General features: G+C 68.5%; 19 protein-coding genes. 15 read left to right on the top strand and 4 right to left on the bottom strand.

Translation table 11 applies throughout. The features are described 5' to 3' along the window. Window positions 1-75: 75 nt before the first annotated feature. The 3 genes from N7925_RS11330 to N7925_RS11320 are packed head-to-tail and all read right to left on the bottom strand — an operon-like array spanning window position 76 to window position 3,244. Window positions 76-1,029: a carbohydrate ABC transporter permease gene (locus N7925_RS11330; RefSeq protein WP_274343785.1), complete on the bottom strand. Its 954-nt coding sequence runs from the start codon at window positions 1,027-1,029 to the stop codon at window positions 76-78. Further along, window positions 1,026-1,997, bottom strand: a complete 972-nt coding sequence (locus tag N7925_RS11325; RefSeq protein WP_274343784.1) for a carbohydrate ABC transporter permease — start codon at window positions 1,995-1,997, stop codon at window positions 1,026-1,028. Before N7925_RS11325 ends, N7925_RS11330 begins: the two co-directional genes overlap by 4 nt. A gap of 2 nt (window positions 1,998-1,999) precedes the next feature. Next, a complete protein-coding gene (locus tag N7925_RS11320; protein WP_274343783.1) occupies window positions 2,000-3,244 on the bottom strand; it encodes a sugar ABC transporter substrate-binding protein in 1,245 nt (414 codons plus the stop codon). 279 nt (window positions 3,245-3,523) lie between these two features. Here N7925_RS11320 and N7925_RS11315 point away from each other — a divergent pair, with 279 nt between their 5' ends. From N7925_RS11315 to N7925_RS11305, 3 genes are all read left to right on the top strand, one after another. Next, window positions 3,524-4,549, top strand: coding sequence for an acetylxylan esterase (locus N7925_RS11315; protein WP_274343782.1), 1,026 nt, complete (start codon window positions 3,524-3,526; stop codon window positions 4,547-4,549). A gap of 304 nt (window positions 4,550-4,853) precedes the next feature. After that, window positions 4,854-5,039, top strand: a complete 186-nt coding sequence (locus tag N7925_RS11310; protein WP_032793318.1) for a hypothetical protein — start codon at window positions 4,854-4,856, stop codon at window positions 5,037-5,039. Next, window positions 5,029-5,763, top strand: coding sequence for a hypothetical protein (locus tag N7925_RS11305; RefSeq protein WP_274343781.1), 735 nt, complete (start codon window positions 5,029-5,031; stop codon window positions 5,761-5,763). The genes N7925_RS11310 and N7925_RS11305 overlap by 11 nt, the downstream gene beginning before the upstream one ends. Before the next feature lie 89 nt (window positions 5,764-5,852). Here the strand turns inward: N7925_RS11305 and N7925_RS11300 are convergent, their stop codons facing one another. After that, window positions 5,853-6,923: a LacI family DNA-binding transcriptional regulator gene (locus N7925_RS11300; RefSeq protein WP_265599528.1), complete on the bottom strand. Its 1,071-nt coding sequence runs from the start codon at window positions 6,921-6,923 to the stop codon at window positions 5,853-5,855. A gap of 380 nt (window positions 6,924-7,303) precedes the next feature. On the opposite strand from N7925_RS11300, the gene N7925_RS11295 reads away from it, so the two are divergent. From N7925_RS11295 to N7925_RS11240, 12 genes are all read left to right on the top strand, one after another. Beyond that, window positions 7,304-9,745, top strand: coding sequence for an ABC transporter family substrate-binding protein (locus tag N7925_RS11295; RefSeq protein WP_274343780.1), 2,442 nt, complete (start codon window positions 7,304-7,306; stop codon window positions 9,743-9,745). Window positions 9,746-10,134: 389 nt separating this feature from the next. After that, window positions 10,135-12,009, top strand: coding sequence for a translational GTPase TypA (gene typA / locus N7925_RS11290; protein ID WP_265599526.1), 1,875 nt, complete (start codon window positions 10,135-10,137; stop codon window positions 12,007-12,009). Window positions 12,010-12,689: 680 nt separating this feature from the next. Then, window positions 12,690-14,309: a peptide ABC transporter substrate-binding protein gene (locus N7925_RS11285; RefSeq protein ID WP_265599525.1), complete on the top strand. Its 1,620-nt coding sequence runs from the start codon at window positions 12,690-12,692 to the stop codon at window positions 14,307-14,309. 128 nt (window positions 14,310-14,437) lie between these two features. Then, window positions 14,438-15,367: an ABC transporter permease gene (locus tag N7925_RS11280; protein WP_265599524.1), complete on the top strand. Its 930-nt coding sequence runs from the start codon at window positions 14,438-14,440 to the stop codon at window positions 15,365-15,367. After that, complete coding sequence (locus tag N7925_RS11275; protein ID WP_265599523.1) at window positions 15,360-16,313, top strand: ABC transporter permease; 954 nt, start codon at window positions 15,360-15,362, stop codon at window positions 16,311-16,313. The genes N7925_RS11280 and N7925_RS11275 overlap by 8 nt, the downstream gene beginning before the upstream one ends. 11 nt (window positions 16,314-16,324) lie before the next feature. Further along, entirely contained in the window at window positions 16,325-17,383 is a 1,059-nt protein-coding gene (locus N7925_RS11270) for an ABC transporter ATP-binding protein (protein ID WP_265599522.1), read from the top strand. After that, the gene (locus tag N7925_RS11265; protein WP_265599521.1) at window positions 17,376-18,518 is read left to right on the top strand and encodes an ABC transporter ATP-binding protein; all 1,143 of its coding nucleotides are present in this window, start codon (window positions 17,376-17,378) and stop codon (window positions 18,516-18,518) included. Before N7925_RS11270 ends, N7925_RS11265 begins: the two co-directional genes overlap by 8 nt. 164 nt (window positions 18,519-18,682) lie before the next feature. Further along, entirely contained in the window at window positions 18,683-20,317 is a 1,635-nt protein-coding gene (locus N7925_RS11260) for a peptide ABC transporter substrate-binding protein (protein ID WP_274343779.1), read from the top strand. A 107-nt stretch (window positions 20,318-20,424) separates the two neighbouring features. After that, on the top strand, window positions 20,425-21,348 hold the full coding sequence (locus N7925_RS11255; protein WP_018956260.1) for an ABC transporter permease: 924 nt from the start codon (window positions 20,425-20,427) through the stop codon (window positions 21,346-21,348). Next, complete coding sequence (locus tag N7925_RS11250; protein ID WP_265599519.1) at window positions 21,341-22,318, top strand: ABC transporter permease; 978 nt, start codon at window positions 21,341-21,343, stop codon at window positions 22,316-22,318. Before N7925_RS11255 ends, N7925_RS11250 begins: the two co-directional genes overlap by 8 nt. 13 nt (window positions 22,319-22,331) lie before the next feature. Continuing rightward, on the top strand, window positions 22,332-23,309 hold the full coding sequence (locus N7925_RS11245) for an ABC transporter ATP-binding protein (RefSeq protein ID WP_274343778.1): 978 nt from the start codon (window positions 22,332-22,334) through the stop codon (window positions 23,307-23,309). Next, entirely contained in the window at window positions 23,299-24,507 is a 1,209-nt protein-coding gene (locus N7925_RS11240; RefSeq protein WP_274343777.1) for an ABC transporter ATP-binding protein, read from the top strand. Before N7925_RS11245 ends, N7925_RS11240 begins: the two co-directional genes overlap by 11 nt. Window positions 24,508-24,656: the final 149 nt, after the last annotated feature.

Raw genomic sequence — 24,656 nt, 5'->3', positions numbered from 1 at the left:
GGTGGTGAGGGGTGTGGCCGCGCTCTGTTACGGGGCGGGGTGCGGCCTCGTACGTGAAGTGCCCGGGCGGACGCGTTACTTCATGCCCGCCGTGGCGATGCCCTGCGTGAAGTGCCGTTGCAGCGCGATGAAGACGACCAGCACCGGCAGCACGATCAGGAAGGCCCCGGCCATCAGCATCCCGTTGGAGCCGCCGGCCTTGTTGGGGTCGGTGGCGAAGGTCGCCAGGGCCACCGGGAGGGTGTATTTGTCGGGGTCGTTGGTCGCGATCAGCGGCCAGACGAAGTTGTTCCAGGAACCCAGGAACGTGAAGATCGACAGGGTCGCGAGGGCGGGCTTCACCAGCGGCATCACGATCCGCCAGAAGATGTACCACTCGCTCGCGCCGTCCATCCGGGCCGCCTCCAGCAGCTCGTCCGGGATCGACTGCATGAACTGGCGCATCAGGAACACCCCGAAGGCCCCGGCGGCGAACGGCAGCACCAGACCCGCGTAGCTGTCGATCAGCTGGAGCTTGCTCATCAGCACGAACAGCGGCAGCAGCATCAGGTTGCCGGGCACCATCAGCGCGCCGAGCACCAGGCCGAAGACCTTGTTGCGGCCGACGAAGTTCAGCTTGGCCAGGGCGTAGCCGAGCATCGAGCAGAAGACCAGGTTCGAGACGGTCACCAGGACCGCCACGATCACCGAGTTCATGAAGTACAGCGGCAGGTCCAGCTTGTCGAGCAGCTGCCGGAAGTTCTCCAGGGTCCACTCGGTGGGGATCCACACGGGCGGGCTGGCCGACAGCTCGCTCTGCGTCTTGAAGGCGGAGAGACCCATCCAGAGGAAGGGCGCCGACATGACCAGCAGGCCGAGCGAGAGCAGGACGTAGACCAGGCGGCGGGAGACGTTCCGCTGCCCGCCGTTGTTCTTCTTCCCGCCGTTGTTCTTCCGGTCGTTGGTCGTCCCGCCGTTGTTCTTCGGGGGAGTCGGCGGTGCGTCGCTCTTCAGGGGCTCGACCGCCGCGTTGCCGCTGGTGGCGCTCATTTCGTGTTGTCCTTCAGCAGTCGGAGCTGGAGCACCGTGATGCCCATGATCACCACGAAGAGGACGTACGCCATGGCGCTCGCGTAGCCCATGTGAAAGAAGTTGAACCCTTCGCGGTACATGTTCAGCGAGACCGTGAGGGTCGAGTCGGACGGGCCGCCCTGGGTCATCACGAACGGCTCCTCGAACACGTTGAGATAGCCGATCGTCGTGATCACGGTGGCGTAGAGGAGGGTCGGACGCAGGAGCGGGACCGTGATGCCCCGGAACTCCTGCCAGACGCTCGCGCCGTCGAGCTTCGCGGCCTCGCGCACCTCGGTGGGGATCGCCTGGAGGCCCGCGATGAACAGCACCATCACCGTGCCGACGTTCCGCCAGACCGCCATGACGATCAGCGACGGCATCGCCAGCGTCTCGGAGCCGAGGAAGTCCGGTGCCGTCCAGCCCACTTCGGAGAAGAGGCCCGCGATCAGCCCGTCGCTCGGATCGAGGACGAACCGCCAGACGACGGCCACCGCGACGATGGTGGTGACCACCGGGGCGTAGAAGCCGACCCGGAAGAACGTCCGCGCCCGGTCGATGCCGTTGTTCAGCAGAACGGCGACGACCAGCCCGATGCCGATGGTCAGCGGTACGCCGACGACGACGAAGTACCCTGTGTTGAAGAGGGACTTGAGAAACTTCTCGTCGCCGAAGAGGTTGACGTAGTTCTCGAACCCGATGAAGTTCGCTTCCCACGGGCGCGTCACGTTGCGCAGCCCGAAGTCGGTGAAGCTCATCACCAGCGTGGCGAGGATCGGGAACGCCATGAAGACGGTGAACAGGACGAGGAACGGGGTGGAGAACAGCCAGCCCGCCGCGTTCTGCACGCCCATCGACGGCTTGCGGCCCCGGCTGCCCCCGGTGGCCGGGGACGGTGCGGTCCCGGCCTTCCGGGGCCCTCGGGCCTTCTCGGTCGTGGTGCTCATGGCTACTGCTTCACGAGGCCTTCGATCTCGGACTGCGCGGTCTTCAGCGCGTCCTCGGCGGAAGCCTTGCCCTGCGTCACCTTGGCGATGGCCTGGTCCACCTTGTCGGTGATCTCGGTCCAATTGGCCAGGGACGGGGAGGACTTGGCGGTGTCCATCTGCTTCTTGAAGATCTGGAGGTCGGCGTCGTCGGCGAGCGCCCCGGACTCCCACGCCGAGGTGTTGGCGGGCAGGTCCTTCGTCCGCTCGTACCAGTCGGCCTGGCCCTTGGTGTCGGTCAGGTACGTGATGAACTCGGTGGCCGCGGCCTTGTGCTCGCTGTCCTTGGAGACGACGAGGGAGGAACCGCCGGCCATGGAGGTGGAGGAGGCGTCCGCCGGGACGTTGGCGATGGCCCATTTGCCCTTGAGCTGCGGCTGGCCCTCGTTGAGGAGCGTCACGTGCCAGGGGCCGCCGAAGAACATCGGGACCCGGCCGTTGCCGAAGTCCTTCACCACGTCGTAGCCGGGCTGCACGGACTTGTTGGAGAGGCCCTTGTCGAAGTACGAGCCGTACTCCTTCAGCGCCTTGACCGCCTCCGGGCTGTCGACGACGGCCTCGCCCTCGTCGTTGACGATCTCGCCGCCCGCCGAGTACAGGAAGGAGTAGAAGTTCTGCACGGTGTCCAGGCCGCTGGGCTGGATGGACAGCCCCCACTTCGTACCGGCCTTCTCCTGGTACGCGGTCGCCAGGTCCTTCAGGCCCTTCCAGTCGGTCGGAGCCTTCGTCACGCCCGCCTTCTCGGCCAGGTCCGTGCGGTAGTAGAGGACGCGGGTGTCGACGTACCACGGCACGCCGTAGGCGGTGCCGTCCACCTCGCCCTGCTCCCAGCCCGCCGGGAAGAAGTCCTTCTTGTCGAAGGCCTTGGTGTCCACCGGCTCCAGCACGCCGAGCTCGGCGAACTCGCCCAGGTAACTGCCGCCCATCTGCGCCACGTCGGGCAGGGTGCCCGCCGCCGCTGCCGAGACGAGCTTCTGGTGGGCGACGTCCCAGCCGATCGGGGTCACCTTCACCGTGATGTTCGGATTGGCCTTCTCGTAGACCTCGGCCACCTCGGCGAGCTTCTCGCCCTCGGCCCCCATGGCCCACACGGTGAGCGTCTGCTTCTCGTCCGCCGCGACGTCGCCGCCGGAGGAGCCGCAGGCGGAAAGGGTCACGGCGAGCGCGAGCGCTATGCCGGCGGGGGCGGTTCTGGCGATGCGGGACATGGGAGGGCTCCTCCTTGAGCAATCCGGATGCTGCGCGATGTATGCGCTGCCTGTAAGCGCATACATCACTCTGCGCCAGTCCTTCGGGAATCCGCAAGAGGGTGCTGGGTCACACTCGTGCAACGTGCTCGACACCCTGACGCCTTGTGGTTGAACCGTAAACGCACTGTTTGTGGAAGAACAGGCGATGTGACCGATTCGTCGTTGGGGGTCGACGTCGTGGGGGCCGATGCCGGGGGCACACCCGGCGTCGGCGTGGTCGGCGTCTACCCTCGCGGCATGGCCTCATCCGTCGCCTTCTCCCACGGCTTCCCGTTCGACCCGGCCTACGGGTACGACGCGCCGGACGCCCTGCTCGACATCCCCGCCCCGCCCGCCCCCGTCGACTTCGACGCCTTCTGGCGGGGCCGGTACGCGCGAGCCCGCGCCGTCGACACGCGGCCGGTCCTCGGCCCGGTCGAGGAGGAGCGCGACGGCCTCCGGATCCACGGCGTGACCTACACCTCCGTGGGCGGCGTCCGGCTCGGCGGCTGGCTCGCCCTGCCCGCCGAGGGGCCCGTCCGGTACGGCTTCGTCGTCGGGCACGGCTACGGCGGCCGCCAGGCGCCCGGCCGCGACCTTCCGGCGCCGCTGTCCGGGGCGGCCGTGATCCTGCCGTGCGTACGGGGCATGGGGGAGCGGGGCCGGGCCGACTCCCTCCCGGACCTGGCCGACGCGCACGTCCTGCACGGCATCGGCTCCCGCGAGTCGTACGTCATCGGCGACTGCGTGGCCGACCTGTGGTGCGCCGCCTCCGCCCTCACGGCGCTCGCCCCGGAGCTGGCGGGGGCCGGCCTCCCGGGCGGACCCCGCCTCGGCTACCTGGGCGAGAGCTTCGGCGGCGGACTCGGGGCCCTCGCGCTGCCCTGGGACGACCGCTTCGGCGCGGCCCAGCTCACGGTCCCCACCTTCGGCAACCACCCGCTGCGGCTGACCCTGCCCTGCGCGGGCAGCGGCGAGGCGGTCCGGGCGCACCACCGCGAGCACCCCGAGGTCACGGATGTCCTGCGCTACTTCGACGCGGCGACGGCGGCGACCCGGCTCACCCTGCCCACGCTGGTCGCGGCCGCGCTGTTCGACCCGTGCGTGCCGCCGCCGGGGCAGTTCGCGGTGCACAACGCGCTGGCCGGCGAGCGGGAACTCCAGGTGCTGACGGCGGGGCACTTCGCGTACCGGGGCATGGTGGCCGAGGCGGCGGAGCTGGACGCGAACCGGGCGCGGTTCTTCGGGGAGCGGCTGACGGCGGGGCCTGATCCGGTGGCCTGAGGACCCGGTCGCCCGGTCGCCCGGCGGGCCCGGCTGACTCATGGGCTGGTGCGTCGTCCGATGACGGCCGTCAGCGGGGGCCCCGACCATGAGGGCCGTGTCGTGTCTTCGTGCCAGGTATGGCGGCGCAGTCGCCTGCCGGAGCGCCCCGCAGCTCCGAGCAGCGTCCCGCCCTCACATTGCGGACGGCAGGGGTTACGGGTTGCGGAAAGTTCGGCTCTTGTGGGTGACTTTGCCCCAGAGAGACAGCACAGCTGTCAGTGGTCCCTGCTTGACTGAGGCCATCGAACCCAGGGAGCGAGTTATGCCGACTGTGATCCATAGGACGCGCAGCGAGCTTGAGGCCCAGCGTGAGCAACTGTTGGCCAGCGTGAACATGACCTACGACGAGCTCGCGGAACGTGCTGCCACCTACAGCCTCAGCATGAACGAGCTGGACGTGTGGCACACGATCGAAGGTCTCGACTACCTTCTCGAAGGTGACTGCTGAAGAGGCCAAGGCCCTCGACGTGTCGGCGGCGGATTTCGCTGACCAACTGACTGCCCTGACGCGGGGTGTCCTCGGCGAGGACACCCCGCGTTTTCATGCAATCAACACGGGTTCCAAGATCAGGGTCTCGCCGATACGGGAGGACGAAGTTCTTCAGCGCATCCCGGTCAGTATCGGTGGGGAGCAGCGTCTCAGCCTCATGGTCCGGTTCTCCTGCTGTTGGGACGGGTCCAGCACGTTCATGGCTACCGACCAGGCCGACGTGCACGTCTTCTACGCCGGGAGCCCCGACCCGTTGTTTCGCTTTGAATACGTGCGGCGGAGCAAGGAGCCGCCGGGCGCTCACGTGCAGGTGCACGCGCATCGCGATGAGGTCGCATACCTTTTGCGGCTGGCGGTGAAGGGGCGTCCGAAGCAGAAGTTCAACAGGCTCCCGCGCTTGGCGGAGTTGCACTTGCCGGTTGGCGGGCACAGGATGCGCCCGGCGCTGGAGGACGTGTTGCTTTTCCTGAAGCGGGAGTTCGCGATCGACACGGTCGACGGCTGGAAGGCCGTGATCGATGAACATCTGCGCAGTTGGCGGCTGATGCAGCTGAAGACGGCAGTCAGGGATGCCCCTGACTCGGCCGCCCAGGTTCTGCGCAGCCTTGGGTACACAGTGGTCGAGCCGGTGGTGCCTGGCGCGCGCCAGGCGTCGGACGAGGTCAAGCTGTTCTGGCCCTGACGCTCAGGCATGCCGTGCGGAGCCGCTGAGTACCTGCTCGATCCCGGCCGCCCGCCCCGGGCGCGGCGCCTGCGGGGCTGCCGGGCGGCTCAGCCGCAGCCGCAGCTCGCGCGGCGGGTCACGGAGACCGGCAGCTCCAGCGAGACCGGGGCGCGGCCCGGGTCCGCCAGGCGCTGCACCAGCAGTTCCACCGCCTGCTCGCCCAGCTGCCGGATCGGCTGCCGGACGGTCGTCAGGGGCGGGCGGACGATCCGGCTCAGCGGAATCCCGTCGAACCCGGTCACGGCAATGTCCTCGGGCACCCGCACGTCCCGCCGCTCCAGCGCCTGGAGCGCGCCGACCGCCATCTGGTCGTTGGCGAACAGCATCGCCTCCGGCCGCTCCACCCCCGTACCCTCCGACCGGTCCAGCAGAGTGCCCGCCGCCAGCGCGCCCTCCGCCTGCGTCATCATCCCGGCGCGCAGCTCCGGCCGGGAGGGCACCGGAAGGCCCGCGTCCCGGCACCCCTCCTGGAACCCCCGGAACCGGGCCTCGGCGTCCGGTGAGTTCTCCTCGCTGCCGATGAACGCCAGCCTGCGCAGCCCGTGGTCCTCGATGAGGTGGCGGGTCAGTTCCCGTTCGCCCTCGGCGTTGGCCACCACGATGTGGTCCAGGTGGTCGATCTCGCGCGGCCCGGCGAGCATCACCACGGGCAGCCGGCGCGATATCACCTCCAGGTCCTCGGTCGGAACGGTCCGCGCCAGTACGGCGAACCCGTCGACCCGCCCCGCGACCTTCGCCACCAGGCTCTCCGGCCCGCCGTCCAGCGAGGCGGCGATCAGCAGGGCGTAGCCGTGCCGGCGGGCCGCCCGTTCCATGCCCCGGATGATCTGGTCGGAGTAGAGCATGACGGCCTGGTCGTCGTCCGCGTCGCTCGCCGCCGCGGCGGTCTCGGCGTCCGGGTCCGCGTAGTCGGGGAAGCAGAGCCCGAGCACGCCGGTCGTCCGGCTGGCCAGGCCCCGGGCGCTGCCGGACGGTACGTACCCCAGTTCGCGGGCCGCCTCCATGACCTTCTCGCGGGTCTGGGCGCGTACGGAATCGGGGTTCCGGTAGACCCGGGAGACCGTGGCAATGGAGACGCCCGACCGCTCGGCGACGTCGTACACCGTGGGGGCGCTCACTCGACCGACCGTCCGCTTCTTCTTCCGTAGCGCCGCGCCTGGCGCGTGTGCTGATACCGGGCCGGCGGCCTGCTCGCCTGCCGATGCGATCACGAAGCCCGTGAAAGCGCATTCACCCTAGAGCGTGGGCCGCAGGGGGAGCAAGGCCGTCCGCAGTCGCGCCGAGCGTGCGCAGGGTGCCGCGCGACCCGCGGGAGCGAAACGTTCCTCCGGCCGGGTGAGCTTGCGCCCGCCGCCCGCCGTGTCTGCGCCCCCTCGCGCGAGGGGGCGTTTCAGTGGGTGGAAGGAATCAGTGTGATCAACTGCAAATGCCACCACATACGCACTATCCGGTCCATTCCGGTACGGGGTGGTCCGGGCCGGCCCCGGAGGTATCAGCCATGTCCCACGTCGGCGTCCCGCGCGGGACGGTTCGAAAGCGTCGATCACTCGCGCTCCTCACGACGGGGGTGCTCACGATCCCCGTGCTGGCCGGCTGCACCTCCGCCAGCGAGGAGACCTCCCGGGGCGTGCCCCAGGACATCGCGCCCACCGCCCGTCAGGCGGTCGCCGACGGTTCGACGGTGAACTGGGCGGTCGACGCGCTGCCCGCCACCTTCAACGTCTTCCAGGCCGACGCGGACAGCGCCACCACCCGGATCACCGGAGCCCTGCTCCCGACGCTCTTCCCGATGGACAGGTCCGGGCAGCCGAAGCTCAACCCGGACTACCTGGAGTCCGCGAAGATCATCGAGCGCGAGCCGAAGCAGGTCGTGCTCTACAAGCTCAACCAGCAGGCGGTGTGGAGCGACGGGCGGGAGATCGGGGCCCCCGACTTCGTCGCCCAGTGGCGCGCGCTCCGGGGCAAGGACTCCGCTTTCTGGACCGCCCGCAACTCCGGATACGAGCGGATCGAGAAGATCGAGCGGGGCGCGGACGACCTCCAGGTGCGGGTCACGTTCTCCAAGCCGTACGCGGACTGGCGCTCGCTCTTCTCGCCGCTCTACCCGAAGGAGGTCACCGGCTCGCCGGACGCCTTCAACGACGGCGCGCGCACCACCCTGAAGAACACCGCCGGGCCGTTCGTCCTGCGCGGGGTCAGCAAGGCCAAGGGCACCGTCACGCTGGCCCGCAGTCCGCGCTGGTGGGGCGACAAGGCCAAGCTGGACACCCTCGTCTTCCGGGCCGTCGCCCCCGAGGACCGCACCGAGGCCCTCGCCGACGGCACGGTGGACGTCGCCGACATCGACGCCGCGACCGCCGACCGCATCGCGCTCGCCCGCCGCGACCGGGGCAGCAACGGCCAGCCGCTCGCCCACGGCCCGGGCTCCGAGACCACGCCCGCCGCGGCCCTGCGCTCCTGGGCCCTGGCGCACGGTTCCGACGAGGAGGCCGCGGAGATCGCGCAGGCCGCCCGGGAGAAGAACCGCAAGGCCGTCGTCGCCTACACCGCGGAACAGAAGGCCCTGCGCGACTTCGCGGTCCGCAAGTCCCTGGAACCCGCCTACACCCAGCTCGCGCTGAACGGCGAGTCCGGCCCCCTCGCCGACGACCGGGTCCGGCGGGCGGTGGCCCGCGCCCTGGACCGCGAGGAGCTGGCCCGGACGGTGCTGGGGCCGCTGGGCCTTCCGGCGAAGCCGCTCGGCAGCCACCTCGCCCTCGCGGGACAGCCCGGCTACAAGGACGGCAGCGGGGCGCTCGGCGACCAGAACACCAAGGAGGCCCAGGCCCTGCTGGCGGACGCCGGCTGGACGAGGGGCGGCGCGGCGCAGCCGCCCAAGGACACCAAGGCAGGCAGCGAAGCGGAGAAGAAGGGCGACCAGGGCGAAGAGGGCGACGCCGAGGGCGCGAAGGAAGGCGCGGAGAAGAAGACCGCCGAGGGCGCGAAGAGCGAGAAGGCCGGGCAGGACACCGAGGAGAAGGCCGAGAAGAAGGAAGCGGAGAAGGGGAAGACGGAAGCGGAGAGGGAGAGGGCCGACCAGGCCTCCGAGGACAGCGCCGCCTCCCGTGACGAGGGCCTCTACATCGTCGGCCAGGACAACAAGCCCGGCGCCCACGCCCCCGCGCAGGCCGCCTCCACCGGCGGCGCCTCCGCCGTCCACGTCCTGGCTCCCGGCCGGACGGCCGCCGCCCAGAGCACCGCCCTGCGCCGCCAGGCCGGCGCCCTCGGCGAGGACGGCGCCGTCGCCGCCCAGGACAAGCAGCCCGGGGGAGCCGCCGGGGCGTACGCCCCCGTCGGCACCGCGGCCCCGGCGCCCGCCGCGGCCAAGGGGCAGCTTGGCAAGGACGGCAAGGCGCTGACCCTGCGCTTCGTCCTCCCCTCCGGACCCGGCTCCCAGTCGCTGCGCAGCGTCGGCGACAAGATCGCGGTGATGCTGGAGAAGATCGGCATCGGCACGGAGATCACCAAGGTTCCGGACGAGAGCTACTTCAAGGACCACGTCGCCTCCGGCGCGTACGACCTGGCGCTCTACTCGTGGCCCGCCACCGCCTACCCGGCCACCGACGGACGCCCGATCTACGCCAAGCCGGAGCCCGCGACCGACGGGTCGCTCCTCGTGGAGCAGAACTACACCCGGGTCGGCACCGACCACATCGACCAGCTCTTCGACCAGGCAGCCGCCGAACTCGACGAGAAGGCGGCGCGGGAGCTGCTGAAGCAGGCGGACGCCCGGATCTGGGCCGCCGCCGGATCGATTCCGCTCTTCCAGCGCCCGCAGCTGGTCGCGGTCGACAAGAAGCTCGCGAACGTCGGGGCGTTCGGTTTCGCGGCCCCCCGGTACCAGGACATCGGGTTCAAGAACCGGCAAGCGGCAGGTTCCCCCGCAGACCGCAAGAAGTAGCGGTCAAATACCACACCCCCGCGCCGCCAAGCTCAGATGCACCTCAAAACCCTTGCCCGCCGGTTCGCCCGGCGGGCAGTCTGGTTTCAACCCTGACCCGGGCCGTTCATCGCTTCACCGCTCCTCACCCCCCCACCAAGCTCCACCACAGCTCCACGACAGCTCCGCCTGAATCCGGCCACGACGATGGCCCGGTTGCACCTTGACAGCGGCTGAATATCGTCTGAATCACACGGGAAGACCGCGTCCGCGGATCGGTCCGGGAAGCCCGGTCTGCCCCGGGCCCGTACGATGGGACGAGCCGTGGCGTGCCGCCCGGCGGGCGTACGAGGACTCGAAGACCGACTGAGACGCCTGATCCCACGATCTGAGAGAAGCGCAAGCCACCCATGCCCACGCGCCACGACATCCGTAACGTAGCCATCGTCGCCCACGTCGACCACGGCAAGACCACGCTGGTCGACGCCATGCTCAAGCAGGCCGGAGCGTTCGCCGCCCACGCCGCCGAGCACCTCGACGACCGCATGATGGACTCGAACGACCTGGAGCGTGAGAAGGGCATCACGATCCTCGCCAAGAACACGGCGGTGAAGTACCACCCCAAGGAGGGTGGGACCCCGATCACGATCAACATCATCGACACCCCCGGCCACGCCGACTTCGGCGGCGAGGTCGAGCGCGGTCTGTCGATGGTGGACGCGGTCGTGCTGCTCGTCGACGCCTCCGAGGGCCCCCTGCCCCAGACCCGCTTCGTGCTGCGCAAGGCGCTGACGGCCAGGCTGCCGGTCATTCTCTGCATCAACAAGACGGACCGCCCGGACTCCCGGATCGCCGAGGTCATCGACGAGACGTACGACCTCTTCCTGGACCTGGACGCCGACGAGGACCAGATCGAGTTCCCGATCGTCTACGCCTGCGCCCGTGACGGCGTCGCCTCGCTGACCAAGCCCGAGGACGGCACCTCCCCGCCGGACAGCGACAGCCTGGAGCCGTTCTTCAGCACGATCCTCTCCGCTGTCCCGGCCCCGGAGTACGACGAGGACGCCCCCCTCCAGGCCCACGTCACCAACCTGGACGCCGACAACTTCCTCGGCCGTATCGCGCTCTGCCGCGTCGAGCAGGGCGAGCTGCGCAAGGGCCAGACCGTCGCGTGGATCAAGCGTGACGGCACGATGTCCAATGTCCGCATCACCGAGCTGATGATGACCGAGGCGCTCACCCGCAAGCCCGCCGAGAAGGCCGGCCCGGGCGACATCTGTGCCATCGCCGGTATCCCGGACATCATGATCGGCGAGACTCTGGCCGACCCCGAGAACCCGATCGCGCTGCCGCTGATCACGGTCGACGAGCCTGCCATCTCGATGACCATCGGTGCGAACACCTCGCCGCTCGTCGGCAAGGGGGGCAAGGGCCACAAGGTCACCGCCCGGCAGATCAAGGACCGTCTGGACCGCGAGCTCGTCGGTAACGTCTCGCTCCGTGTCCTGGAGACCGAGCGCCCGGACGCCTGGGAGGTGCAGGGCCGTGGTGAGCTCGCTCTGGCCATCCTCATCGAGACCATGCGCCGCGAGGGCTTCGAGCTGACGGTCGGCAAGCCCCAGGTGGTCACCAAGCAGATCGACGGCAAGACGCACGAGCCGATCGAGCGCATGACCATCGACTCGCCCGAGGAGCACCTCGGCGCCATCACGCAGCTCATGGCGACCCGTAAGGGCCGCATGGAGACGATGACGAACCACGGTTCGGGCTGGGTCCGCATGGAGTGGATCGTCCCGTCCCGCGGCCTCATCGGCTTCCGTACGGAGTTCCTGACCCAGACCCGCGGTACGGGCATCGCGCACTCCCTGTTCGAGGGCCACGAGCCGTGGTTCGGCGATCTGCGCACCCGGCACAACGGTTCGCTGGTCGCGGACCGCGCGGGCGTCGTGACGCCGTTCGCGATGGTCAACCTCCAGGAGCGCGGTGTCATCTTCACCGAGGCCACCACGGAGGTCTACGAGGGCATGATCATCGGCGAGAACTCGCGCGCCGACGACATGGACGTGAACATCACCAAGGAGAAGAAGCTCACCAACATGCGTGCGGCATCCGCGGACACCACCGAGAACGTGGTGCCCGCGCGCAAGCTCTCCCTGGAGCAGTCCCTGGAGTTCTGCCGCGACGACGAGTGCATCGAGGTGACCCCGGAGACCGTGCGCATCCGCAAGGTCGTCCTGGACGCCAAGCAGCGTGGCCGCACGGCCTCGCGCGCCAAGAACGGCTGACACCACCGGACCGAACGGCTGACGTCAGGTCCGTAGTACGGCTGACGTCAGGCCCTTACGGCTGACACGTGCCCCCTGGGCCGTGAGGACCGCCCGGAAGCCCCCTGAGGGCTTCCGGGCGGTCCTGTGTGCCCCGACCGGGAGCCGAGGGAGTCCCGGGGAGTCCCGGGGGAGTCGAGGGAGCCGCAGGGGGTTCCGGAAGGCCCCGCGCTTCCCGGAGCCGCGCACTCCGTATGAGGAGACGCCCAACGCCCTCCCGAGGTCCGCCGGACGGCCCGTCAGCACAGGCATTGACAGGAGGCCCGGCTCACCACGGACACTGTGGTGGGCCGGGCCTTCGTCAATCTCTTTTTCTGACCAAGGTGTCCGGATATCGGGGGTCGCTCTCCGGAACATGTGTTAACAGTCCGTTTCGGGCGTGTCTGTCTGGGATCGCTTTGTCCGGATTTCGGGCACGCAGAGGGTGCTGATGTTGTCAAACCGAGACCCTTTAAGTGTGGTTTACAGCCCGGCCGTACTCAATAGTTGGCTCCATTGAGCTCGGGTCAATGGGTCACGCACTGTGGGGAGTGCCGACTCACGAGCACACTCGGGGCACTGAACGATCACCGTCAGGGGTGTCGGTGAATCTCTCCAGTGCCCCTCTTGTAGTCAAAAGTGGACTCATGAGGAGGAAACCCATGCGCGGTGCCAAGAGCGCCAAGTGGGTCGCGGGAGCGGCCGTCATCGCCCTGGCCGCGACTGCCTGTGGCGGAAGCGACAGCAGCGACGAAGGCAAGAAGAGCACGTCGGGCCAGCCCGCCGGTTACGTCTCGATCGACGTCGGTGAGCCCCAGAAGCCTCTGATGCCGGCCGACACGAACGAGAGCAACGGCTCCTACGTCATCCAGTCGCTGTTCACCCAGCTGCTGGACTTCGACGACAAGGGCGAGATCGTTCTCACGAACGCCGAGTCCGTCGAGTCCGAGGACTCCAAGACCTGGACCGTCAAGCTCAAGGCCGGCTGGAAGTTCCACAACGGCGAGGCCGTGACCGCGCAGTCGTACATCGACGCGTGGAACTGGTACGCCAACATCGAGAACAAGCAGCAGAACGCGTTCTGGTTCTCCGACATCGCGGGCTACGCGGACGTCCACCCCGAGAAGGGTGCGCCGAAGTCCAAGGAGATGTCGGGTCTGAAGGCCGTGGACGACACCACGTTCACGATCGAGCTGGCGGAGAAGGTTCCGTACTTCAACTACAAGCTCGGTTACGCGACGTTCGCGCCGCTGCCCAAGGTCTTCTACGACGACCCGAAGGCGTTCGGCCAGAAGCCGATCGGCAACGGCCCGTACACGTTCGAGAAGTGGACCCACAAGAAGCTCATCCAGGTCAAGGCCTGGGACGAGTACCAGGGCCCGAACAAGGCTGCCAACAAGGGCATCCAGTTCAAGAACTACTCGACCGTCGAGGCCGCGTACTCCGACGTCATCTCCGGCAACCTGGACATGATCCGCCAGGTCGGCCCGCGTGACCTGCCCAAGTACAAGACGGACCTGGGCGACGGCGCGATCGAGCAGCCCTACGCCGCGATCCAGACGCTGGTCCCGGCGTTCTACAACGCCACGTTCAAGGACATCGACCCCAAGGTCCTCCAGGGCCTGTCCATGGGCATCGACCGCGACACGATCACCAAGACCGTGCTGAACAACACCCGTACCCCCGCGACGAGCTTCACGCCGCCGCAGGTCAAGGGCAACCAGCAGCTCGAGTCGGACTTCCTGAAGTACGACCCGGTCAAGGCCAAGGCCCTCATCAAGGAGGGCGGCGGTGTTCCGGAGAACAAGTTCACCATCCAGTACAACGCCGACGGCGGGCACAAGGAGTGGGTGACCGCGGTCTGCGAGTCCATCCGCAACGCCACCGGGGTCGACTGCGTGGGCGACGCGAAGCCGGACTTCCCGACCGACCTCGAGGCTCGTGACAACAACCAGGTCAAGGGCATGTACCGCGGTGGCTGGGTCGCCGACTACCCGGTCAACGTGAACTTCCTCAAGGAGCTCTACCACTCCAAGGCGGAGTCGAACAACGGTCGCTTCGCCGACAAGGAGATCGACGAGCTGATGGCCAAGGGCGACAAGGCGGACTCCCTGGAGGAGTCGGTCGCCGCCTACCAGGAGGTCGAGAAGGCGCTCGTCGAGAAGATGCCGGCGATCCCGCTCTGGTACTACCGCATCAACGGCGGCCACGGAAAGAACGTCGACAACGTCAAGGTCGACTTCCACGGTGACCTCGAACTGACCGGCGTCACCACCAAGTAACGCCTGCGGGTCATTCCCCAACTGGCCGTCATCCGCCCGTGCTGCCCCTCAGCACGGCCGGAGGCGCGGGGGTCGCCTCTGCGAAGAGGCGGCCCCCGCGCCGCAGTTATCCCCACACGGAGGCACCCATGGGGCGCTATGTCGCACGACGACTGCTCCAGATGATCCCGGTCTTCCTCGGGTCGACCCTGCTGGTCTTCCTGATGATGTACGCACTGCCCGGCGACCCCGTCAGAGCACTTGCCGGTGAACAGCACGTAGATGCATCACAGATCGCCGCTCTGAAGGCCCAGTACGGCCTCGACCAGCCGATCTGGCAGCAGTATTTGAACTACCTGGGCAATCTGTTCCAGGGTGACCTCGGCGTTCAGATCGGGACACAGCGTCCGGTCGCCGAAGTCATCTCCGACGCCTACCCGATCACCGTCAGACTGGCGATCTTCGCCTTCGTCTTCACGGTCGTCGCCGGGATCTCGCTCGGCATCGTCGCGGGCCTCAAGGCCGAGTCCCTCCGGGACCGCGGTCTGCTCGGTCTGACGCTGGTGCTGATCTCCATGCCGTCCTTCGTGCTGGGCTTCCTCGTTCAGTACCTCTTCGCGTTCCAGCTCGGCATCGCCAAGCCGAACGTGAGTCTCGAACCGACCAGCACCGAGTTGATCATGCCGGCCATCGTGCTGGCATCGCTGTCACTCGCGTACGTCGCCCGCCTCACCCGTACCTCGGTCGCCGAGAACATGCGCGCCGACTACATGCGTACGGCTGTCGCCAAGGGCCTGCCGCGCCGCCGCGTCATCGGCGTCCACCTGATGCGCAACTCGCTCATCCCGGTCGTCACCTTCCTCGGCACCGACATCGGCGCCCTGATGGGCGGCGCGATCGTGACCGAGGGCATCTTCAACATCAAGGGCGTCGGATCGCTCGTCTTCGAGGCTCTGGGCAAGCGTGAGGGTGCCACCGTCGTCGGCGTCGTGACGCTGCTCGTCGTCGTCTATCTCATCTGCAGCCTGCTCGTCGACCTGCTCTACGCGGTCCTGGACCCGAGGATCCGGTATGCCTGACACCACCGCACTCAAGAGCACCGACGCCTCGGCCACCCCGGTCGACGCGCCGCCCGCCACGGACGCCGGCCCCGCGCCGGGCAAGCCGCGCAGCCTCTGGTCGGACGCCTGGCACGACCTGCGGCGCAACCCGCTCTTCATCATCTCGATGGTGCTGATCCTGCTGCTCGCCGTGATGTCGATCTTCCCCGGGCTGTTCACCAGCGCCTCGCCGAGGGAAGCCAACCTGGCCGAGCACTACCTCCAGCACCCGAACTGGGGCCACTTCTTCGCCCCCGACTGGCTCGGCTACGACGGACAGGGACGCTCGATCTACGCGCGTCTCGTCTACGGCGCCCGCGCCTCGATCACCGTCGGCGTCGTGGTGACCCTCGCGGTCACCATCACCGGCCTGGTCATCGGCATGCTCGCCGGTTACTTCGGCGGCTGGATCGACACGATCCTGTCCCGCATCACCGACGTCTTCTTCGGCGTCCCCTTCATCGTCGGCGCCATGGTCATCCTGACCAGCTTCGAGAAGCGCTCGGTGTGGGTCGTGATCCTCTCGCTGGCCTTCCTCGGCTGGACGTCGATCGCCCGTGTCGCCCGTGGCTCGGTCATCACGATCAAGCAGGCCGACTACGTGGTCGCCGCCAAGGCGCTCGGCGCCTCCACCTTCCGGATCCTGACGCGGCACATCCTGCCGAACGCCATCGCTCCGGTGATCGTGGTCGCCACCATCGCGCTCGGCGGTTACATCGCCGCCGAGGCCACCCTGTCGTTCCTCGGCATCGGCCTCGCCGAGCCGACGGTCTCGTGGGGCATCGATGTGTCCGCTGCGAAGGACCAGCTCCGCAACGCGCCGTACGTCCTGGTCATCCCCTCGGTGATGGTCTCGATCACGGTGCTGTCCTTCCTGATGTTCGGCGATGCGGTCCGCAACGCCCTCGACCCCAAGATGCGCTGAGGGAGGCGTTCGTGACCACCATCGACAAGACGGCTCACGTCCCCGCACCGCGGGAGTCCGTGAGTGGCGACGGTCCACTGCTCGACGTCCGTGACCTGCACGTGGAGTTCCACACCCGCGACGGTGTGGCCAAGGCGGTCAACGGTGTGAACTACACCGTCAGCGCCGGCGAGACGCTCGCCGTGCTCGGCGAGTCCGGCTCCGGCAAGTCCGTGACCGCGCAGACCATCATGGGCATCCTCGACATGCCGCCGGGGAAGATCACGCAGGGCGAGATCCTCTTCCGCGGCCAGGACATGCTGAAGATGTCCAACGAGGAGCGCCGGAAGATCCGCGGCCGCAAGATCGCGATGATCTTCCAGGACGCGCTGTCCTCGCTGAACCCGGTCCTCTCCGTCGGCTACCAGCTCGGCGAGATGTTCCGTGTGCACCAGGGCCTCTCCAAGAAGGAGGCCAAGACCAAGTCCATCGAGCTGATGGACCAGGTCAAGATCCCGGCGGCGGCCGCCCGTATCGCGGACTTCCCGCACCAGTTCTCCGGCGGTATGCGCCAGCGCATCATGATCGCCATGGCGCTGGCCCTGGAGCCGGACCTGATCATCGCGGACGAGCCGACCACCGCGCTCGACGTGACGGTGCAGGCCCAGGTCATGGACCTGCTGGCCGAGCTCCAGCGCGAGTACAACATGGGGCTCATCCTGATCACCCACGACCTCGGCGTCGTCGCCGACGTCGCGGACAAGATCGCCGTGATGTACGCGGGCCGGATCGTGGAGACGGCCCCGGTCGGCGAGCTGTACAGCCGCCCGGCGCACCCGTACACCAAGGGCCTGCTGGAATCGATCCCGCGCCTGGACCAGAAGGGCCAGGAGCTCTACGCGATCAAGGGCCTGCCGCCCAACCTGACGCGTATCCCCGCGGGCTGTGCCTTCAGCCCGCGCTGCCCCATGGCACAGGACATCTGCCGCACCGACGTCCCGCCGCTCACTCCGGTGACCGAGCAGGACGGCCTGGAGCTCGTCGGCCGCGGCAGCGCGTGCCACTTCTGGAAGGAGACGATCCATGGCTGAGCTCAAGAAGGAGCCCGTGGACGCCACCCCGAACGTCTCCGACGTGGAGACCGTGGACGCCGTGACCGAGGCGGAGGCCGTAGCCGCCATCGACGCGCCCGTCAGCCAGGGCGAGCCGATCCTCCAGGTGCGGAACCTCGTCAAGCACTTCCCGCTCACCCAGGGCGTCCTCTTCAAGAGGCAGATCGGCGCGGTCAAGGCCGTCGACGGGATCTCCTTCGACCTGTACGCCGGTGAGACCCTCGGCATCGTGGGGGAGTCCGGCTGTGGCAAGTCCACGGTCGCCAAGCTCCTGATGACGCTGGAGCGGGCCACCGCCGGCGAGGTCTTCTACAAGGGCCAGGACATCACCAAGCTGTCCGGCCGCGCGCTGAAGGCCGTGCGCCGCAACATCCAGATGGTGTTCCAGGACCCGTACACCTCGCTGAACCCGCGGATGACGGTCGGCGACATCATCGGGGAGACCTTCGAGATCCACCCCGAGGTGGCCCCCAAGGGCGACCGGCGCCGCCGCGTCCAGGAGCTCCTGGACGTCGTCGGGCTGAACCCGGAGTACATCAACCGGTACCCGCACCAGTTCTCCGGCGGTCAGCGCCAGCGCATCGGCATCGCCCGCGGCCTCGCGCTCAACCCGGAGATCATCATCTGCGACGAGCCGGTCTCCGCGCTCGACGTGTCGGTGCAGGCACAGGTCATCAACCTGATGGCGAAGCTCCAGGACGAGTTCAACCTGTCCTACCTCTTCATCGCGCACGACCTGTCCATCGTCCGGCACATCTCCGACCGGGTCGGCGTCATGTACCTCGGCAAGATGGCCGAGATCGGTACGGACACACAGATCTACGACCACCCGACGCACCCCTACACCCAGGCGCTGCTGTCGGCGGTCCCGGTCCCCGACCCGTCGGCCCGTGAGGGACGCGACCGGATCATCCTGACCGGTGACGTTCCGTCACCGGCGAACCCGCCCTCGGGCTGCCGCTTCCGCACCCGGTGCTGGAAGGCGGAGGAGCGCTGCGCGACGGAGGAGCCCCTGCTGGCGATCCCCGAGCGTTTCGTCGCGGGAACCACTCCCGCCACGCACGAGTCGGCGTGCCACTTCGCCGAGGAGCGCGACGTCGTGCACGCGGCGTGATCGCCGGCGGTTCCTGAACGGCGGATGCCCGGTTCCCCGAGGGGGACCGGGCATCGTCGCGTCCGCTTCGCGTCCCGCCCGTACGGGGTAAGCCCGCATGCGATACATGGCGTCATGGGGTGGTATGAGGCATTGAGCTACTCGATGACTCTAGGAGGCACTTCATGCGCGGAGCCACACAGGTCAGGTGGGCCGCATGTGCGGTGGCCGTCGCCCTGACAGCCACGGCCTGCGGTGGCGGTGGCGGTGACGACGGCGGCAGCGGCGGCGCCGACGGCATCGTCAGCTCCTCCTGGGGAGACCCGCAGAACCCGCTGGAACCCGCCAACACCAACGAGGTCCAGGGCGGCAAGGTCCTCGACATGGTCTTCCGCGGCCTGATCCGCTACGACCCGAAGACCGGCGAGGCCGAGAACATGGTCGCCGAGTCCATCGACTCGACGGACTCCCAGAACTTCACGATCAAGCTCAAGGACGGCTGGACGTTCTCCAACGGCGAGAAGGTCACCGCCAAGTCCTTCGTCGACGCCTGGAACTACGGGGCCGCGCTGAAGAACAACCAGAAGAACGCCTACTTCTTCCAGTACATCGAGGGCTACGACAAGGTCCACCCGGAGTCCGGCTCCGCCTCCGCCGAGACCCTGTCCGGCCTGAAGGTCGTCGACGACCTGACCTTCACCGCCAAGCTCACCCAGAAGTTCTCCCTGTGGCCTGACACCCTCGGCTACTCCGCCTTCGTCCCCCTGCCCAAGGCGTTCTACGACGACCACGACGCCTGGCTCTCCAAGCCCGTCGGGAACGGCCCGTACACCATCGAGTCGTACGCCAAGGGCTCCTCGATGAACCTGCGCAAGTGGGACGACTACCCGGGCGACGACAAGGCCAAGAACGGCGGCGTCGACCTCAAGGTCTTCACCGACAACAACACCGCCTACACCGACCTGACGTCGGGCAACCTCGACCTCGTCGACGACGTGCCCGCCTCCCAGCTCCGCAACGTCGAGGCGGACCTCGGCGACCGGTACATCAACACCCCCGCCGGCATCATCCAGACCCTGGCCTTCCCCTTCTACGACAAGGAGTGGGACACCGACGACGCCCGCAAGGTCCGCCAGGGTCTCTCGATGGCGATCAACCGGCCGCAGATCACCGACCAGATCTTCCAGAAGACCCGCACCCCCGCCTCCGACTGGACCTCCCCGGTCCTCGGCGAGGAGGGCGGCTTCAAGAAGGGCCTCTGCGGCAAGGAGTGCACGTACGACAAGGCCGCGGCCAAGAAGCTGATCGACGAGGGCGGCGGCATCCCCGGCGGCCGGCTGAAGATCTCGTACAACGCGGACACCGGCTCCCACAAGGAATGGGTCGACGCCGTCTGCAACAGCATCAACAACGTCATGGGCGACAACAAGGCCTGCGTCGGCGGCCCCGTCGGCACCTTCGCCGACTTCCGCGCCCAGGTCTCCACCCAGAAGCTGAAGAGCGCCTGGCGAGCGGGCTGGCAGATGGACTACCCCCTGATCCAGAACTTCCTCCAGCCGCTCTACTACACCAACGCCCCGTCCAACGACGGCAAGTGGAGCAACGAGGAGTTCGACGGCCTGATCGACAAGGCCAACGCCGAGACCGACAAGGCGAAGGCCGTCACCACCTTCCAGGACGCGGAGAAGATCCTCGTCACGGAGATGCCGGTCATCCCGCTCTGGTACCAGAACGGCAGCGCCGGCTACTCGGACCGGGTCGACAACGTCGCGCTGAACCCGTTCAGCGTCCCGGTCTACGAAGAGATCACCGTCAAGTGACGCACTGAGCGACGCGGACGGCCGGGACGCCCGACACCAGCGCCCCGGCCGTCCGCGCACCCGCACCCCTCGCCCGGACCCGCAAGCCCCAACCCCCGGAGCCCCTCATGGGACGTTATGTGATCCGGCGGCTGCTGCAGATGATCCCCGTCTTCTTCGGCACCACGCTGTTGATCTTCCTCATGGTGAACGTGATGGGCGACCCCATCGCGGGCCTCTGCGGCGACCGCCAGTGCGACCCGGCCACCGCCGCCCAGCTGCGCTCCGAATTCGGCCTCGACAAGCCGGTCTGGCAGCAATACCTCACCTACATGGGCAACGTGTTCACCGGCGACTTCGGCACCGCGTTCAACGGGCAGAAGGTCACCGAGCTGATGGCCACCGCCTTCCCGATCACGATCCGGCTCACCGTCGTCGCGGTCGTCTTCGAGGTCGTCATCGGCATCAGCCTCGGCGTCGTCACCGGACTGCGGCGCGGCCGCCCCGTCGACACCACCGTCCTCATCCTGACGCTGGTCGTCATCGCCGTCCCGACCTTCGTCACCGGCCTGCTGCTCCAGCTCCTCCTGGGCGTCAAGTGGGGCATCATCAAGCCCTCGGTCTCCGCCGACCCCACCTTCGACGAACTGCTCGTCCCCGGGCTGGTCCTCGCCTCGGTCTCGCTCGCCTACGTCACCCGGCTCACCCGGACCTCGATCGCCGAGAACGCCCGCGCCGACTACGTACGGACCGCCGTCGCCAAGGGCCTGCCCCGCCGCAGGGTCGTCGTACGGCACCTGCTGCGCAACTCGCTGATCCCCGTCGTCACCTTCATCGGCACCGACGTGGGAGCCCTGATGGGCGGGGCCATCGTCACCGAACGGATCTTCAACATCCACGGCGTCGGCTACCAGCTCTACCAGGGGATCCTGCGCCAGAACTCCCAGACCGTCGTCGGGTTCGTCACGATTCTCGTCCTCGTCTTCCTGGCCGCCAACCTGATCGTCGACCTCCTGTACGCCGTACTCGACCCGAGGATCCGCTATGCCTGAGCCGCAGTCATCGGACGGAGCGATCTCCCCGGCGGGAGCCGGCGGCCCCACGGACCTCGCCATGGCGGAGGGCGCCAGCCTGGAGAAGAACCCGGCCGGCCCCGACGGCACGGGCCCGGCCGGCAAACCCCGCAGCCTCTGGTCCGACGCCTGGCGCGACCTGCGGCGCAACCCGGTCTTCATCATCTCCGCACTGGTCATCCTCTTCCTGGTGACCATCTCCATCTGGCCCTCGCTCATCGCGAGCGGCGACCCCCTCCAGGCCAACCTGGACGACGCCCAGAAGGGCTCCGAGCCCGGCCACCCCTTCGGCTTCGACCCCCAGGGCCGCGACGTCTACACCCGGGTCGTCCACGGCACCCGCACCTCGGTGACCGTCGGCATCTGCTCCACCCTCGGCGTCGCGATCCTCGGCAGCGTGCTCGGCGGCCTCGCCGGCTTCTTCGGCGGCTGGTGGGACTCGATCCTCTCCCGCCTCACCGACGTCTTCTTCGGTATCCCCGTCGTCCTCGGCGGCCTGGTCTTCCTCTCCGTCGTCACCAGCTCCACCGTCTGGCCCGTCGTCGGCTTCATCGTCCTGCTCGGCTGGCCCCAGATCGCCCGCATCGCCCGCGGCTCGGTCATCACCGCCAAGCAGAACGACTACGTCCAGGCGGCCCGCGCGCTCGGCGCCTCCAACTCCCGCATGATGCTCCGCCACATCACCCCGAACGCCGTCGCCCCGGTCATCGTCGTGGCGACCATTGCGCTCGGCACCTACATCTCGCTGGAGGCGACCCTCTCGTTCCTCGGGGTCGGCCTGAAGGACCCGGCCGTCTCGTGGGGCATCGACATCTCCGCCGCCGCCAACTACATCCGCAACGCCCCGCACATGCTGCTCTGGCCCGCCGGGGCGCTGGCGGTCACCGTGCTCGCTTTCATCATGCTCGGCGACGCGGTGCGCGACGCCCTCGACCCCAAGCTGCGCTGAGGAGCCGGTTGCCATGTTGCTCGAAGTGCGCGATCTGCACGTGGAGTTCCACACCCGCGAAGGCGTCGCCAAGGCCGTCAACGGGGTCAACTACTCGGTGGCCGAGGGCGAGACGCTCGCCGTCCTGGGCGAATCCGGCTCCGGCAAGTCCGTCACCGCCCAGGCGATCATGGGCATCCTCGACATGCCGCCCGGGAAGATCGCCGACGGGGAGATCCTCTTCAAGGACCGGGACCTGCTGAAGCTCAAGCCGGAGGAGCGGCGGAAGATCCGCGGCCAGGAGATGGCCATGATCTTTCAGGACGCCCTGTCCTCGCTCAACCCGGTCCTCACCGTCGGCCAGCAGCTCGGCGAGATGTTCGTCGTGCACCGCGGCATGTCCCGCAAGGACGCGAAGGCCAGATCGGTCGAGCTGATGGACCGGGTCCGCATCCCGGCCGCCAAGGAACGGGTCGGCAACTACCCGCACCAGTTCTCCGGCGGGATGCGCCAGCGCATCATGATCGCCATGGCGATGGCCCTGGAACCGTCCCTGATCATCGCCGACGAGCCGACCACCGCCCTCGACGTCACCGTCCAGGCCCAGGTCATGGAACTCCTCGCCGAACTCCAGCGCGAGCTGAACATGGGCCTCATCCTGATCACCCACGACCTCGGCGTGGTCGCCGACGTCGCCGACAAGATCGCCGTCATGTACGCGGGCCGCATCGTCGAGACCGCCCCCGTGCACGACATCTACAAGGCCCCCGCCCACCCGTACACCAAGGGCCTCCTCCAGTCGATCCCGCGCCTGGACCAGAAGGGGCAGGAGCTCTACGCGATCAAGGGCCTGCCGCCCAACCTCACCCGCATCCCGCCCGGCTGCGCCTTCAACCCCCGCTGCCCGCAGGCCCGGGACGTATGCCGCAGCGACGTGCCGCCGCTCTACGAGGTGGACGAGCGGCGCCGGAGCGCCTGCCACTTCTGGAAGGAGACGCTCGATGCACGCTGACCGCGACGAGAGTGCGGGGACCGGCGGCGGCGCGGCCGGCTCCACCCTGCTGTCCCAGGCCCGGCAGGACGCCGTCACGCCGTACACGGAGGGCGACCCGATCCTCCAGGTACGCGGCCTCGCCAAGCACTACCCGCTGACCCGGGGCGTCCTCCTCAAGCGGCAGATCGGCGCGGTCCGGGCCGTCGACGGCGTCGACTTCGACCTGTACGCCGGCGAGACGCTGGGCATCGTGGGGGAGTCGGGCTGCGGCAAGTCGACCGTCGCCAGGATGCTCGTCCACCTGGAGCGCCCCACCGCCGGCGCGATCCGCTACAAGGGCGAGGACATCGCGAAGCTGTCCGGCCGGGCGCTGAAGGCCGTGCGCCGCAACATCCAGATGGTGTTCCAGGACCCCTACACCTCGCTGAACCCGCGGATGACGGTCGGCGACATCATCGGGGAGCCGTACGAGATCCACCCCGAGGTCGCCCCGAAGGGCAGCCGACGGCAGAAGGTGCAGGACCTCCTGGACGTCGTCGGGCTCAACCCGGAGTACATCAACCGCTATCCGCACCAGTTCTCCGGCGGTCAGCGCCAGCGCATCGGCATCGCCCGCGGCCTCGCCCTCAACCCGGAGATCATCGTCGCCGACGAACCCGTCTCCGCGCTCGACGTCTCCGTCCAGGCGCAGGTCGTCAACCTGCTGGACCGGCTCCAGGCGGAGTTCAGCCTCAGCTTCGTCTTCATCGCCCACGACCTCTCGATCGTCCGGCACATCTCCGACCGGGTCGGCGTGATGTACCTGGGCCGGATCGTGGAGATCGGCTCCGACGCGGAGATCTACGACCACCCCACCCACCCGTACACCCAGGCGCTGCTCTCCGCCGTCCCCGTACCGGACCCGACGGCCCGCGACCACCGGGAACGGATCATCCTGCACGGCGACGTCCCCTCGCCCGCCAACATCCCCTCGGGCTGCCGCTTCCGCACCCGGTGCTGGAAGGCGCAGGAGCGGTGCGCACTGGAGGTTCCGCTGCTGGCGGTCCCCGCGGAGTTCCGGCACGTCGACACCCCGGCCCGGCACGACTCGGCGTGCCACTTCGCGGAGGAGAAGCGCGTGGTGCCGCCGGAGGGCAAGCGGGAGGCCCCGGGGCCCGCGCGGCCGGGACCGGAGCCCGGGGAGAGGCCGGGGCGCACCGAGGGTGAAACGTCATGAGGTCGCGTCGGACGCGTTAACAAGCAGGCAACTCCGCCGTCGCCGCACCGATATACGAACGCCCCATGCTGAACAGCGTACGGCCGTGCGGGTGCCGTGGTCCGGCCGGAGCGTCGTCTTGTCGCTCCGGCCGGTCGCCCGCCGCTTCC

This window comes from Streptomyces sp. CA-278952, from assembly GCF_028747205.1.
Lineage (GTDB): Bacteria > Actinomycetota > Actinomycetes > Streptomycetales > Streptomycetaceae > Streptomyces.
This window is presented reverse-complemented; position numbering and strand designations above follow the sequence as displayed.

What these genes read in the sequence shown, in the direction of transcription:
- N7925_RS11315 (WP_274343782.1), top strand. Translation starts at nt 3,524, where the DNA reads ATGGCCTCATCCGTCGCCTTCTCCCACGGCTTCCCGTTCGACCCGGCC.
- N7925_RS11320 (WP_274343783.1), bottom strand. Translation starts at nt 3,244, where the DNA reads ATGTCCCGCATCGCCAGAACCGCCCCCGCCGGCATAGCGCTCGCGCTC.
- N7925_RS11260 (WP_274343779.1), top strand. Translation starts at nt 18,683, where the DNA reads ATGCGCGGAGCCACACAGGTCAGGTGGGCCGCATGTGCGGTGGCCGTC.
- N7925_RS11250 (WP_265599519.1), top strand. Translation starts at nt 21,341, where the DNA reads ATGCCTGAGCCGCAGTCATCGGACGGAGCGATCTCCCCGGCGGGAGCC.
- N7925_RS11285 (WP_265599525.1), top strand. Translation starts at nt 12,690, where the DNA reads ATGCGCGGTGCCAAGAGCGCCAAGTGGGTCGCGGGAGCGGCCGTCATC.
- N7925_RS11275 (WP_265599523.1), top strand. Translation starts at nt 15,360, where the DNA reads ATGCCTGACACCACCGCACTCAAGAGCACCGACGCCTCGGCCACCCCG.
- N7925_RS11265 (WP_265599521.1), top strand. Translation starts at nt 17,376, where the DNA reads ATGGCTGAGCTCAAGAAGGAGCCCGTGGACGCCACCCCGAACGTCTCC.
- N7925_RS11240 (WP_274343777.1), top strand. Translation starts at nt 23,299, where the DNA reads ATGCACGCTGACCGCGACGAGAGTGCGGGGACCGGCGGCGGCGCGGCC.
- N7925_RS11245 (WP_274343778.1), top strand. Translation starts at nt 22,332, where the DNA reads ATGTTGCTCGAAGTGCGCGATCTGCACGTGGAGTTCCACACCCGCGAA.
- N7925_RS11255 (WP_018956260.1), top strand. Translation starts at nt 20,425, where the DNA reads ATGGGACGTTATGTGATCCGGCGGCTGCTGCAGATGATCCCCGTCTTC.
- N7925_RS11295 (WP_274343780.1), top strand. Translation starts at nt 7,304, where the DNA reads ATGTCCCACGTCGGCGTCCCGCGCGGGACGGTTCGAAAGCGTCGATCA.
- N7925_RS11325 (WP_274343784.1), bottom strand. Translation starts at nt 1,997, where the DNA reads ATGAGCACCACGACCGAGAAGGCCCGAGGGCCCCGGAAGGCCGGGACC.
- N7925_RS11310 (WP_032793318.1), top strand. Translation starts at nt 4,854, where the DNA reads ATGCCGACTGTGATCCATAGGACGCGCAGCGAGCTTGAGGCCCAGCGT.
- N7925_RS11330 (WP_274343785.1), bottom strand. Translation starts at nt 1,029, where the DNA reads ATGAGCGCCACCAGCGGCAACGCGGCGGTCGAGCCCCTGAAGAGCGAC.
- typA (WP_265599526.1), top strand. Translation starts at nt 10,135, where the DNA reads ATGCCCACGCGCCACGACATCCGTAACGTAGCCATCGTCGCCCACGTC.
- N7925_RS11280 (WP_265599524.1), top strand. Translation starts at nt 14,438, where the DNA reads ATGGGGCGCTATGTCGCACGACGACTGCTCCAGATGATCCCGGTCTTC.